General features: G+C 49.6%; 13 protein-coding genes. 2 read left to right on the forward strand and 11 right to left on the reverse strand.

Translation table 11 applies throughout. From position 1 onward, the window contains the following. Window positions 1-176 precede the first annotated feature (176 nt). The 7 genes from acpP to yceD all read right to left on the reverse strand — a co-directional run bounded on the left by acpP (window position 177) and on the right by yceD (window position 5,194). The gene (acpP, locus tag CDA54_RS17925; protein WP_062479413.1) at window positions 177-416 is read right to left on the reverse strand and encodes an acyl carrier protein; all 240 of its coding nucleotides are present in this window, start codon (window positions 414-416) and stop codon (window positions 177-179) included. Window positions 417-640: 224 nt separating this feature from the next. After that, window positions 641-1,378: a 3-oxoacyl-ACP reductase FabG gene (fabG, locus tag CDA54_RS17930; RefSeq protein WP_099036421.1), complete on the reverse strand. Its 738-nt coding sequence runs from the start codon at window positions 1,376-1,378 to the stop codon at window positions 641-643. After that, the gene (gene fabD / locus CDA54_RS17935; protein ID WP_099036422.1) at window positions 1,379-2,314 is read right to left on the reverse strand and encodes an ACP S-malonyltransferase; all 936 of its coding nucleotides are present in this window, start codon (window positions 2,312-2,314) and stop codon (window positions 1,379-1,381) included. 178 nt (window positions 2,315-2,492) lie between these two features. Further along, complete coding sequence (locus CDA54_RS17940) at window positions 2,493-3,452, reverse strand: beta-ketoacyl-ACP synthase III (RefSeq protein WP_099036423.1); 960 nt, start codon at window positions 3,450-3,452, stop codon at window positions 2,493-2,495. Between the two features lie 3 nt (window positions 3,453-3,455). Further along, on the reverse strand, window positions 3,456-4,481 hold the full coding sequence (plsX, locus tag CDA54_RS17945; protein WP_099036424.1) for a phosphate acyltransferase PlsX: 1,026 nt from the start codon (window positions 4,479-4,481) through the stop codon (window positions 3,456-3,458). 11 nt (window positions 4,482-4,492) lie between these two features. Next, window positions 4,493-4,663 carry a 50S ribosomal protein L32 gene (gene rpmF, locus CDA54_RS17950; RefSeq protein WP_099036425.1) on the reverse strand — a complete coding sequence of 57 codons (171 nt, stop codon included), beginning with the start codon at window positions 4,661-4,663 and terminating at the stop codon, window positions 4,493-4,495. A 3-nt stretch (window positions 4,664-4,666) separates the two neighbouring features. Beyond that, on the reverse strand, window positions 4,667-5,194 hold the full coding sequence (yceD, locus tag CDA54_RS17955; protein ID WP_099036426.1) for a 23S rRNA accumulation protein YceD: 528 nt from the start codon (window positions 5,192-5,194) through the stop codon (window positions 4,667-4,669). A 134-nt stretch (window positions 5,195-5,328) separates the two neighbouring features. On the opposite strand from yceD, the gene CDA54_RS17960 reads away from it, so the two are divergent. Then, window positions 5,329-5,910, forward strand: coding sequence for a Maf family protein (locus CDA54_RS17960; protein WP_099036427.1), 582 nt, complete (start codon window positions 5,329-5,331; stop codon window positions 5,908-5,910). A 430-nt stretch (window positions 5,911-6,340) separates the two neighbouring features. Here the strand turns inward: CDA54_RS17960 and CDA54_RS17965 are convergent, their stop codons facing one another. Both CDA54_RS17965 and rluC read right to left on the reverse strand, forming a co-directional pair. Further along, window positions 6,341-6,982 carry an HAD-IA family hydrolase gene (locus CDA54_RS17965; RefSeq protein ID WP_099036428.1) on the reverse strand — a complete coding sequence of 214 codons (642 nt, stop codon included), beginning with the start codon at window positions 6,980-6,982 and terminating at the stop codon, window positions 6,341-6,343. A gap of 5 nt (window positions 6,983-6,987) precedes the next feature. Further along, complete coding sequence (gene rluC / locus CDA54_RS17970) at window positions 6,988-7,941, reverse strand: 23S rRNA pseudouridine(955/2504/2580) synthase RluC (protein WP_099036429.1); 954 nt, start codon at window positions 7,939-7,941, stop codon at window positions 6,988-6,990. A 623-nt stretch (window positions 7,942-8,564) separates the two neighbouring features. On the opposite strand from rluC, the gene rne reads away from it, so the two are divergent. Beyond that, window positions 8,565-11,846, forward strand: coding sequence for a ribonuclease E (gene rne, locus CDA54_RS17975; RefSeq protein WP_180237272.1), 3,282 nt, complete (start codon window positions 8,565-8,567; stop codon window positions 11,844-11,846). A gap of 108 nt (window positions 11,847-11,954) precedes the next feature. On the opposite strand, the gene CDA54_RS17980 is transcribed toward rne, so the two are convergent. Beyond that, window positions 11,955-12,344: a hypothetical protein gene (locus CDA54_RS17980; RefSeq protein ID WP_099036431.1), complete on the reverse strand. Its 390-nt coding sequence runs from the start codon at window positions 12,342-12,344 to the stop codon at window positions 11,955-11,957. 1 nt (window position 12,345) lies between these two features. Next, the gene (locus CDA54_RS17985; RefSeq protein WP_099036432.1) at window positions 12,346-13,641 is read right to left on the reverse strand and encodes a hypothetical protein; all 1,296 of its coding nucleotides are present in this window, start codon (window positions 13,639-13,641) and stop codon (window positions 12,346-12,348) included. Window positions 13,642-13,679 lie beyond the last annotated feature (38 nt).

Here is a 13,679-nt window from a genome sequence, read left to right on the forward strand (position 1 = left end):
CACAATGATCATAGAATGGTTCGCTAAAGCTGTGGGTGCTTCTGCAATAGTTTCGTATGAGACTCGCCGCCCTGACATACCAGCCAAGTTTGGCTTTGGGCGCCCTGAACTGTTCATATGCTGTGCGTGATGGTGGGATGGAAAAACGGCTCAGAATGAGCCGTTTTTTGTTATTTTTACGCGTCTTTGTGAGCGTTAATGTAGTCAATGGCTGACTGAACTGTAGTGATCTTCTCGGCTTCTTCATCCGGGATCTCAGTATCAAATTCTTCTTCAAGCGCCATTACCAACTCTACTGTATCCAGTGAATCAGCGCCCAGATCGTCAACAAATGACGCTTCAGACTTTACTTCTTCTTCTTTAACGCCCAGTTGCTCAACAATAATTTTGATTACGCGTTCTTCGATATTACTCATAGTTCTAGTTTTCCCTTAAAAGTGACGCTAGATGTAAATTTGGCAGTAGTGTATTTTGCAAGTTAAGGCCTTGCAAGCTACAGCGTAAAGTTTTTTTCTGGTCAAACCACAATCTAGCACAAAACATATTCATTAACAGGTATTAGTTTTTTACCCGCATGAACTCGTAAAATCAATACAAATACCGGTATCTTTACACCGGTTAACCGTGATAGATGGCCCTATCAGGCCATCAACATACCACCATTAACATGAATGGTCTCGCCGGTAATATAAGCGGCACCATCTGACACTAAAAACATCACGGTAGCCGCAATCTCTTGTGGGTCACCCAACCTGTTGGCCGGAATATCCTTAAAGATGGCTTCTTTTTGTTCATCAGTCAGCGATTGGGTCATATCGGTGTCAATAAACCCCGGCGAAACAGTATTCACTGTAACACCGCGCGAGGCAACTTCCCGCGCCAGTGACTTGGAAAAACCAATCACTCCGGCTTTTGCCGCCGCATAATTTGCCTGGCCAGGATTACCGGATGTACCCACCACCGAACCTATATTAACAATTCTGCCCTGGCGTTTTTTCATCATGCCTCGCAAAACCGCTTTTGACATACGGAATATCGACGTCAGATTGGTGTCCATAATGCTCTGCCATTCGTCGTCTTTCATTCGCATAAGCAGATTATCGCGAGTAATACCGGCATTGTTTATCAGAATATCCGGGTCACCGAATTCACTCTTAATCTGAGTCAGACACGCTTCAATCTGTTCTGGCTCGATAACGTTCAATGCCATACCTTTGCCGCGCTCACCCAGATAATCAGTGATCTTCTGCGCACCAGACTCAGAGGTGGCGGTACCGATTACCGTCGCTCCCTGAGCCGCCAATTGTTCGGCTATGGCTTTACCTATGCCACGACTGGCACCGGTTACCAGTGCAACTTTACCTTGTAAGTCAGACATTTATTTACCTTTCTCAGTTAGTGTCTGGATGCCCTGCGGGGTATTAACCGCATCACAACTCAGACTCTTATCAATGCGTTTTGTCAGCCCGGTCAGTACCTTGCCCGGACCTAACTCATACACCTGAGTCACGCCTTCACTGACCATTTTTTGCATACTTTCGGTCCAGCGTACCGGGTTAAATAACTGGCGAACCAGAGCATCTTTAATCCGCTCCGGCTGTTGCTCGGTTTCTACATCAACATTATTAATCAGTGGTATGACAGGCGCATTAAAGGTCAGTTCAGCCAGTTCCGCTGCAAGTTTTTCTGCGGCTGGTTTCATCAGCGCACAATGAGAAGGCACACTCACTGGCAGAGGCAATGCGCGCTTGGCTCCGGCTGCTTTACAGGCTTCCATAGCCCGTTCAACTGCAGCTTTTTGCCCTGCAATTACCACCTGGCCGGGGCTGTTATAGTTAACAGCGGAAACAACATCACCAGCGGCCGCTTCGGCACAAGCCTGTTCGACTTTGTCATCATCCAGACCGATAATCGCGGCCATAGCGCCGGTACCAGCAGGAACCGCCTGCTGCATAAATTCGCCACGCAGCGCGGTGAGTTTAATGCCATCTGCAAAATCCAACACACCGGCACACACCAGCGCCGAATATTCGCCCAGACTGTGACCAGCCAACAGATCCGGCGGTGGAACCCCCTGGGCTTGTGCGACGCGCCATACAGCAACGCTGGCGGCCAGCAAAGCAGGCTGTGTGCGCTGTGTCTGATTTAAATCGGCCTCAGGCCCTTGTTGAACGAGATGCCAGAGATCGTAACCGAGTACCTCGCTGGCCTGTGCAAAGGTTTCTTCAACCTGCGGATAATCTGCGGCCAGTTCTGATAGCATACCCAGAGACTGAGAGCCCTGACCAGGAAAAACAAACGCAGTTTTTGACATAGATTGTCTCCATATTTTTATCACCACAGAGATACGCTTCCTCGTCATCCTGATGAAAATCAGGATCTTTTAACGGCCGCTGCACGACTAAACCTAGCCAACTCAGCCGTCTGTAAAGGATTCCGGCTAACAACATGCCGGAATGACGATCAATGTTTATCTCTGTGGCGAATTATTGTTAGTAACGTACTAATGCCGAGGCCCAGGCAAAACCACCACCAAAAGCTTCCAGCAGAAGATTGTGCCCGCGCTGTATGCGCCCATCGCGAATTGCTGTATCGAGCGCAGTGGGTACAGTCGCTGCAGAGGTGTTGCCATAATCCTGCAGTGTGAGCACCACTCTTTCCATTGGCATTTCAAGCTTTTTGGCAGTGGCTTTTATAATACGAAAATTAGCCTGATGGGGCACCAGCCAGTCCAAGTCTGACTTTTGCATATCATTAGCGGCCAGTGTCTGCTCTACCACTTCACTGAGTTTGGTGACGGCCACTTTAAACACTTCGTTACCTTTCATCACGCCCCAGTTCTCGTGCACAGACTGTTCATTGCCCCGCTCAGGGTTACCCACATAGAGCAGGTCATTGTACGAGCCTGCGGCGTGAATATGAGTCGAGAGAATGCCCGGTTCTTCACTGGCCTCGATCAGCGTTGCCCCTGCGCCATCGCCAAACAGGATCACCATAGTGCGATCCTCAGGAGACACTAAGCGGCTCAGGCAATCACTGCCGACCACCAGGATACGTTTGCACATACCGGACTTAATATACTGATCAGCCACACTCAGGGCATAACAATAACCGGCACAGGCCGCGCCTACATCAAAGGCGGGAATACCATCCAGCTGCAGAATTTTCTGAATATCACAGGCCGCACTGGGCAGAGACTTGTTGTGACTGGTAGTGGCACAGACAATCATATCGATACTACGGGGATCAATACCAGCCGCTTCAATAGCGTGTTTTGAGGCTTCTGCACCCATGGTTGCAGCGGTTTCATCGTCGCCGATAATACGTCTTTCTTTAATACCGGTGCGGTCGGTAATCCACTCGTCGTTAGTATCGACCATCTGCTCCAGATCGGCGTTGCTACGCACCTGGCTGGGATAATAACTGCCGGTGCCAATAATTCTCGAATACATGGTTCAGGGCCTTTCCATTAGAAGGGTTTCTATTTTATGTTTGATTTTTGTCGGAACCTGCCTGTCGACCTCACTTATGGCCTCTTTTATGGCGTATAGCAAAGCTTCACTCGAAGCATTACCGTGGCTCTTTACAACAATTCCGCGCAATCCTATCAGACTCGCGCCATTGTACTGGTCGGGGTTCACCCTTGAGTAGATTTTACGCAGGATAGGTAATGACAGGCGCGCCATTACCCTGGTCAGAAGGTTCTTGCCTGAAACCCGCTTCACTTCACTCAGAATCAGCTTACCCAGGCCTTCACAGGCTTTAAGAGCAATGTTACCGACAAAACCATCAGTTACTACAACATCCGCTTTTCCGGTAAAGATGTCATTGCCTTCTACATAGCCAATATAGTTAATGCCGGGCACAGAAGACAGAATTTGTGCCGTGTGCTTAACCTGATCATTACCTTTAATCTGCTCTTCACCCACATTGAGCAATCCCACCCGGGGCTTATTAATCCCCTCCACTTCTTCTGCCATTACCGAACCCATAACCGCATACTGAAACAGAATTTCCGAATCGCAGTTAACATTGGCGCCGAGATCAAGCAGATAAACCTTTTTCTTACCAGAGGTAGGTAAAGAGGAAATTAAAGCCGGCCTGTCGATACCCGGAAGCGTTTTGAGTACGTAATAAGCCATGGCCAGCAGCGCACCGGTATTACCGGCACTGACACAGGCATCGGCTTTCCCCTGCTCCACCAGTTCCAAAGCACGGCGCATTGAAGAGTTCTGCTTGTTACGCAAGGCGCTACTGGGGCGTTCATCCATCGCAACCTGTTGATCAGTATGCAGGATCTCTAAGCGCTTTTCGGGTAAATCGGAATAGCTTTGCAGACCATGGCGTATGATTTCACTGTCGCCACAGAGTATAAGATGCAGATGTGAATATTCTTTCACCGCAAGGACTGCGGCTTCGATAGTAACGGGGGGGCCGTTATCCCCCCCCATCATATCTAACGCGATGGTTAGATGTGTCAAAGTCAGCTCGCTTAGTTTGCGACGACTTTATTGCCTTTGTAGTAACCGTCAGCTGTTACGTGATGACGACGATGCGTCTCACCTGACGTGGAATCTACAGACAAGGTTTCCGCTGTTAAGGCATCATGCGAACGACGCATGCCGCGCTTTGAACGGGTTTTACGATTCTTTTGTACCGCCATTACCTACTCCTGATCTCGCTTAAGTTCTTTCAACACCGCAAAGGGGTTTGGACGCTCAGCGGCCGGTTCAATCTCTCCAAAACTCATTTCTTCCGCACCCCGTTTGCAGTCTTTTTCTGCGTGAAAAGCCACAATGGGCAGGGCTAAAATCAGTTCGTCTTCTAAAAGCTGGAGTAAATTGATTTCTCCATGTTCATCAACTTCAACCGGCTCGTAAGCCTCCGGTAACTCATCGATGTCTTGCCCGTCCTTTACAGGACAATAGCAAAATGACACGTCCAAGTGATGAGTGAAAGGTTCATTACACCTTTCACAGATAAGTGATACCTGCGTTTTAACGCGACCTTCAAAAAAAGCCAGTTCCTGTGCGTCTTTACTGAAGCTGACTTCTACATCTATGTCGTGTGCCGCCGATGCAACCGCCTGCTGTAGCCTGACCAAATCAACAGCCTGAAACACACCAATATATTCGGCGCGTTTAACGGCATTTCTGATCGGATCTAGCTGCTTGGGCAGTTTCACTTTCTGCATAGGGCGCGCATATTATAGCCTGAAGGGGGTGGAGTCAAAGAAAATATCTGCGCGACAATGGTCACAAGGCTGCTCTGTAACCCGTTTGTTGCTAACATTATAAGCCAGCTTAAAACACACTGACGGATTCATCGGTGAAAGATCTTATTCTTGCTTCTACCTCCGTATACCGAAAAACCTGCCTGGAAAAGCTGGGTTTACCCTTCTCATGTGATACCCCTCATTGTGACGAAACGCCCCATAACAATGAGCGGGCAGAGCAACTGGTAACTCGCCTGGCATTAAAAAAAGCTGAAAGTATCGCCCATAAGCACCACGATGCCCTGATCATCGGTTCTGATCAGGTGGCCTGCATTGAGGATGAGATTATCGGCAAACCCCTTAACCATGATACGGCAATCGAACAACTTAGCGCCGCCAGTGGCAAAACTGTTCGCTTCTATACCGGCTTATGTTTGTTTGACAGTCATGATCAGAGTTATCAGCTTGAAGTGGAAACTTTTGACGTCGTATTTCGTAAGCTTAGCCAGCAACAAATAGAAGGCTACCTGCGCAAGGAGCAGCCTTATTACTGTGCCGGCAGTTTTAAAAGCGAAGGGCTGGGCATCTGCCTGTTTAAGCGTCTGCAGGGACGGGATCCCAATACTCTGGTCGGCCTGCCATTGATTCTGCTCAGTGAAATGCTGCGTAATAAAGGTATCGATGCGCTGGTGTAATATTTATTCTCTCGCAGGGCCGCAGAGGGCTCTGAGGTTATAAGTATAAAGTTCTCAGCGCCTTTGCGCCTCAGCGAGATCAAAGAAAACAGAGAGCTACAGGATTAACTCAGAATCGTAGCCTGCAAGGAGCGAAGCGGACTCGTCCAGCAACTTTGCTCATTGAAGTGTCGGACTTAAGCCGCGACCTGCGCAAAGGCTGCTGGATTGCGGGAACGAAAATAACAATGGAGGGGCTGTAGGGGCGAATTTATTCGCCTGACTCCGCCAACTTAAACAGGCAAGCCGAATGAATTCGGCCCTACATCGCCTCTGTGGTAAATATTTCTTTTCGGGTGGTTGGTGTTTTCGGATTCGGCTGTCGGGTTGGCCGACGAGGTGCATCCCTGCAACGTCGGCATACCGTCCATCCCTGGACATAAAGCCCGGTCTACAAAATCAGCTCAGCAATCTCAGCCAGTGAGTCCACGATCACTTTAGGCTTGTGCTGGCGCAGACGTGCAGTTTCGTGCACACCAAAACTGACACCAACACGATCCATTCCTAACTGTTCCGCCATATGCAGGTCATAACAGGTATCCCCTATCATCAGCGCTTCATGGGGCTGAACCGACAATTCGGCCAGAATCTGTTCAAGCATATCCGGATCGGGCTTAGAGCGGGTCTCATCGCCACAGCGTGAGGCACTGAAAAAATGCCCGGTACCTGTCTGTTGCCAGACCCGGTTTAATCCTCTGCGGGCCTTACCTGTGGCCACAGCCATCAACATCTGGCGCTGTCTGATCTGTTCCAGTAACTCGATGGCTCCACCAAACAATGGCGTTGGCGTGGGATCATTATCCACATACTCCTGACGATAAAGTTCAAATAACAGTTCAGACTGCTGCTCTGGTAATTCGCCAAACAAGCGGGCGATGGCCGGGCGCAAGCTGATACCGATAATATCCCGCACCGCGGCCTCTTCTGGTACAGGCAACCCTGCGCGTCTGGCAGAGGTTCGCATGGCCGAAACGATGCGGCCACAGGAGTCCATCAATGTGCCGTCCCAGTCAAAAATAACCAACTTATACATACTGCTTATACTTCCCGACGTAAGGCGTCCAGCGCCTTTTTTAATGACGGTTCCAGCGGTGCCTGCAATTTCAGGGTCTCACCTGTTTTAGGGTGCAGGAAACTGATACTGCCGGCATGCAGGAATAAGCGTCTGAGTCCTAATTTGCGCATTCTGTTATCAAAATATTCATCACCGTACTTGCTGTCACAGGCAATAGAATGTCCCGCATGCTGACAATGCACGCGGATCTGATGAGTACGGCCGGTCACCGGAAAGGCCTCAACCAATGTCGCCCCACTGAAATGCTCCAGTACCCGAAAACGGGTCTCAGAGGCCTTTCCTTCCGTTTCCACAGAAACCATGCGCTCACCGGATTTAAGGGTGTTCTTATTCAGCGGTGCCTTGACCTTATGTCGGCTGTCAGGCCAGTTCCCCACCACCAACGCCAGGTAGCGCTTATCCACCTGTTTATCCCGCAACTGTTCATGCAGGGCCTTTAAGCAGGAACGACGCTTAGCCACTAACAAACAACCAGAGGTGTCTCTGTCCAGCCGATGTACCAACTCCAGAAATTTGTCCTGTGAACGCAACGACCTGAGTGCTTCGATTACGCCAAAGCTCAAGCCACTGCCACCGTGCACGGCCATTCCCGAAGGTTTATTAATGGCAATCAGAAGCTCATCCTCGTATAGAATGCAATCTTCAAGGGCCGATACTTTGTCCAGTTTGGCCGAGGGGCCCTCTGTTTTTTCTGCGGTTTTAACAGGCGGAATACGAACCTGATCATTAGCCTGTAGCTTATAATCAGGTTTGATGCGTTTTTTGTTAACCCGCACTTCACCTTTTCGCAAAATGCGATAAATCAGGCTCTTTGGTACGCCTTTAAGCTGAGTGCGCAAAAAATTATCAATTCTTTGACCTTCCAGCTCCGGATCCACGAAGATAAATTGTACTTTAGGTGATGTAGATTCTGTCATAGGGGGGCTATTCTACTCAATTACTGGCCGGGTTACGACGCTTTTTGCTTCGATTTTTCAGCCTGTTATCCCACCAATTTAGCCTTTGTGAAGCACATAATTACCCTGATGCAACTGTCCGGTTATAAAATTACAGGCATTTACTATACAAACCACTGAAATTACAGTCCTTAGCATGAGTTTTTATTAACTTGCCTGACGCACAGGAAGCATGCGATAATCGCCGGGCTTTTGGTCGTGAAAAAGGCCATTTCTGCCAGATTGCAGAACGGGTTCTGTACGCAACAGCGATAATACGCGTAGAGAATGAGCGAAACAGGTCGGCTGCGAAGAGTGTAATAGTTCGTTTAAGCCAGACAAAACAGAACCCAGGCAATATAGCCAAGATACCCCTAGGTCGCTTGGATATAAAACCAAATTATTATTACCAGATTGCTATCGAAGCACAGCATAAGACCAGTTTAGACACCTGCCCGGCCAAACATGCCTGGCAAGTATTAAAGATTAAACAAGTAGAGAATTTGCTCAGGCTAGAGCCACCTGCCAGTCGGGAGACTGCCCACAAAGACTAGATTGGTGGTGTACTGTTCGCCGATAGTGATCGATACCTATCGAGTCACAATATGAAAAGAATGTTAATCAACGCAACCCAGCAAGAAGAGTTGCGTGTTGCCCTGGTAGACGGGCAAAAAATGTATGATCTGGATATTGAAAGCCCGGGTCATGAGCAGAAAAAATCCAATATTTACAAAGGCAAAATCACCCGGGTTGAACCCAGCCTGGAAGCAGCTTTTGTCGATTATGGTGCCGAGCGCCACGGCTTCCTCCCCTTAAAAGAAATCGCCCGTACCTATTTTCCCAAAGGCTACAACTTTGAGGGCCGTCCGCAGATAAAAGACGCCATCAAGGAAGGCCAGGAAGTCATCGTACAGATAGACAAAGAGGAACGAGGCCAGAAAGGTGCAGCACTGACGACCTTTATCAGTCTTGCCGGAAGCTACCTGGTACTTATGCCCAATAATCCCCGTGCCGGTGGCATTTCACGTCGTATTGAAGGCGACGAGCGCACTGAACTGAAACAGGCACTGAATAAACTCAGTCTGCCTGACGGTATGGGCCTGATTGTACGTACCGCCGGTGTCGGCAAATCCTTTGAAGAGCTGGAGTGGGATTTAAGCGTACTGCTGACCCATTGGAAAGCCATCACTGAAGCCTCAGAGTCGCGCCCTGCCCCTTTCCTTATCCATCAGGAAAGCAACGTGATCATTCGTGCTATTCGTGATTATCTGCGCCGTGATATCGGTGAGATCCTGATCGATGATGAGAAAATCTTCGATCTCGCCAAACAACATATCGAGTTGGTACGCCCTGATTTTTCCAACCGCGTAAAACGTTATCAGGGCGATGTGCCCCTGTTCAGCCACTATCAGATAGAAAGCCAGATTGAATCGGCATTTCAGCGTGATGTGCGCCTGCCATCCGGTGGCTCTATAGTGATCGATCAGACCGAAGCTCTGACTTCTATTGATATCAACTCATCTCGTTCCACTAAGGGCGGTGATATTGAAGAAACGGCTCTGAATACCAACCTTGAAGCAGCCGATGAAATTGCACGTCAATTACGTATTCGCGATCTCGGAGGTCTGTTTGTTATCGACTTTATCGATATGGGTCCGGTTCGCCATCAGCGTGAAGTGGAAAAACGTCTCAACGATGCCGTGCGCCCCGACAGAGCCAGGGTTCAGTTAGGCCGTATTTCCCGCTTCGGGCTGTTAGAGATGTCTCGTCAGCGCCTGCGACCTTCATTGGGTGAATCCGCTCATCATGTGTGCCCTCGTTGTGACGGACACGGAACGGTGCGCGGTACAGAGTCTCTGGCATTGTCAGTATTGCGACTGATGGAAGAAGAAGCGATTAAAGATAATACCGGGCAAATTGAAGCTCAGGTGCCGGTCAGTGTGGCCACCTATCTTCTTAATGAAAAGCGTCCTTCTGTAGCCGAACTGGAACGACGTCATAAGGTCAATCTGCTGATCATACCCAACCCGAATCTGGAGACCCCCCATTACCGGGTATCCCGTCACCGGTCCGACGATCAGATCAGCGATGTCAGCTACAACGTAGAGCTGGATGACGTGAAAACCATAGAAGCCGATCGCCCCACCAGTAGTCAGCCTGCCCGTGAAGAGCCGGCTCTGAAGACGCTGATTGCACCACCTAAGGCCCCACCTGCAGCGAAGGTATCAACCCCTGCGCCTGCACAGAACACACCTCAGGGCCCTTCCCTGCTGGCGAAACTGGGTAAGTGGCTGGGTGACTTGCTCAAAGAAGAGCCTGTCGAAGCAAAATCAGGCAATGATAAGAATCAGAATAAAGACGCAACGGGTAATCAACGTGGTGGCAGAAATGCCAATCGCCGCGGTGAAGGCAGACGCACAAAACCCCAGGACAGTAAGCCTCAATCTGAACGGCCACAAGAGCGTAAACCTGCCACACGCAAACCTCGCAGAGACAGTGCTGATAATGCCGATACGCAAAAGAAATCAGCCAGAACGCAACCCAAGGAACAACCTGTTCAGGCTAAACAAGAGCAAGCTGAAACTAAGGATACCCAGAAGCAGCAGCTTGCCGAACGCCGTAAACGTCGTGACAGAAGACGCAGCGTAAGGGTGCAGGACAAAGAAGATCTCACCAATGTAGAGCAGAATGTCGCCGAGGCTGCAGAAGCAGATCAGGGCAAAACAACGGCACAGGCCAAAACTGAGAGTCAGAAACCTGCTCAGGCTGAAACAGCTGGTCAGAAAAAGGCAGAGACTGAAGCATCTTCGACTGATAAAAATACTGACGAAGACAATCAGCAGACAACCACGACTGATGAGAAAGGTGCTGAAACCAGCCGTAATCGTAGTCGTCGCTCGCCTCGCCATATCCGAGCGGCTGGTCAGAAACGTCGTAAGGATCAGGCAGAGGAACAGCAGGCAGAGAGCCCTGAACAGTCTACCCTGAGTCATGCTGATGAGGCAGAAGTTAAGCCGGCTGACAGTGAAAACAAGGCACAACCCCTTAACGATGTGCCTCCGGTAGATAATACATCAGCAGCCGTTGAAGCAAAAAGCACGCAGGCCAGCAAAGTTGTAGGTGCCCCGAGTACCGATGACATTGGTAAAGACACGCCTGAGGCTGAGCAACCTGTACAGGTAAATACTGAACAAGTGCAAAGCAAAGGCGCTGAGGCAGACGCATCCCCGACAGAGAAAGCCGTTGCATCCGAATCTGTTGAAAAAGCGCCTGAGGCCGAAAAGACGGAGAAGTCGGCAAAAGCCACAGCTGCGTCTGACAAGAAAGAGGAATCTGAAGCCACAGAAGTTAAGGCGAAAGCTGAAACACCCAAGGCTGAGAAACCCAAAAGAGCACCTCGTAAGCCGCGGCGTAAAACCCCGGAACAGGTTGAAATAGCCCTGGACGAGACTGATGATAAAGCAGAGAAAACCGCAGACCAAGCGACTGAAGAGCAGAAACCGTCTGCAGTTGCTGAGCAGCCGACTAATGCTAAACCGGATGAACCAAAACAGGCTGAGCCTGTAGCGGAGAAATCTGAAGAGGTCTCTGAAAAGCCGGCAGCAACGTCTGAAGCAAAGACAAAAGCAGAGCCGAAAACAACGGCAAAAGACGAGAGCAAGTCAGTAGAGGTGATATCCGAAAAGCCGGTGAAAAAGGTAAGCTTTATGTCTCACCCCATGGCAAAACCCTCAAGCCTGAGCGATGAGTTCAGCGAGATCACCATCTCAGCCATAGACAATGAACAGCGCCAGGGGCTGAAAAAATCAGGCAAGACTGCCAGTCAGTCGAGCCTGAGTAATCAGGCGAATGCGCCGGCCGGTAAGCCATCCAGTCTGAACCCGTAAAACCGTCAGACTGATCATAAAGAGCCGCTGATTTCAGCGGCTTTTTTGTTCACTATACCGAAGTGGTTCACCCATTTTTTATGGCTTTTCGCGTCTGTGCTGAAAAGCCTACTCTGTGTCAACGATCACCATATGTGCCGCCGCAGCGTCAATCACCTCAACGTGTAAATACTGACAATCGAGCTGATACTTCTGGTTGGCATCGCGAACCACACGGCCAAGCAATTCCAGCGCGTTATTTTTACGCTCAGGCATCACCAGCAGCTCAATGCGCAAACTGCTTTCCTGGATCACCGACTCCGGCGGATAATGTCGCTGATGGTTATTCCCCTCTTTTGACCAGAACCCCACCCCCTTGCTGATAAACACCCCACCAAAGCCTTCGGTTAATTGCCGGCCAATATAGCCGGTAATCTTTTCAAGCTCTGAAGATGTTGAGCCGAGCAAGGCAATAATCTTCAATCGCCCGTTTTCTTGTGCCGGAACAATACTTTTCATATCAGGACTCGCTACGGTAAATCAGAAACACCACTGCGATCACAATAGCCACAGCACCATAGAGTACGCCATCGGCTGGCAGACGGTAAAACAGATCCAGCATTCCGGGTAAATGATCTTCCCGCAGCCCTTCACTCTCACTCAACATAACCAGCGAAATGTCCAGTATTGCCAGACCGCCAATAAAGGCCAGCAACGCCTGCACCAGTCTACCCTGCTTTATTCGCCGTTCCTGAAAACGCCTTGATATGCGCTCCCTGAGTAGTCCGGCCCAGCCCATCACATTGTCAAACTGCCCCGTGGTATTCCAGGCTTCATGAATAGTGTTGACCATAGTGCGGCGACTTCCCTGCACACCATACAACGCCTGGCCATGCTGAAGGCGCACATAATCGAGATGATCCAGCTTATTCTCAACCTGGCGCAGCAGTCTGTTTTTCGCCCGTGAAATTCCCCGCCGGGCTACATAAATCTCTAACTGACTGAGATCATCGTTCAGTTGCTGCAAATATAACGACAGGATCACTGAATAAAACTGACACAGACTCATGGCCCGGATAAGATTACGCTGCTCCTGTGCAGAATCACAATCAATCAGCAGGCTGTTGCCTGACCCCACATAGAGTGAAAACTGCTTATTTTGTAGTACTGTGTCTTCCTGTGCGTCGGCCCATGTCATCCACTGCTCATAGTCATGACTTTGACTGTTCACCAGCGCGATACGGGCCACCCATAAGGCCTCACGGTTTAAAAGCTGTTGCCGGGCGACGTCACGGTAAACCACAAACTCTTCAATACTGCGCCAGCGCCATGATACCGGAGTTTTATTACTCAACTGCTCTGCCAACGGTTGCATTAGCTCATCCACTACTCTGCAGACCAGATCATTAGTCAGGGCAGTCAGAGTTCTGTCAAGTTTCGTTGATGGTTCAGCCTTCACCTCCCATTGAGCGAAAAGTACTGCTACCGTGTCATCGTAAAGGTGTACCTGAAAATTCAGCAATCTGATGTTTGTATCGGACTGGCTGATTGACTGAAATAGCTCATCAGTGGGAACAACAAATGCGATGGGCTGAAAAAAACCGGGAATGGCATCATGGTTTAACGAACCATAGCCAAACGGCCAGTCGGGCGCCTGCACCGTAAAGCCCTGATTAGGAAGCATAGTGGCCAGTTCGGCTCGAACCTGCTCCAGTTCAGACTCTGTCAGTCGCTCACTACGCAGATTAATTGGTGTGCGAAAAGGCGCAATACTGATCAGGTGTGTTGGGGTTATCTGGCTTTGCTCGCTTGACACTTATTACGTCCGTTTAGGAGAGTGTAAAGGATTTTGTG

This window comes from Lacimicrobium alkaliphilum (assembly GCF_002591895.1).
Taxonomy (GTDB): Bacteria; Pseudomonadota; Gammaproteobacteria; order Enterobacterales; family Alteromonadaceae; genus Lacimicrobium; species Lacimicrobium alkaliphilum.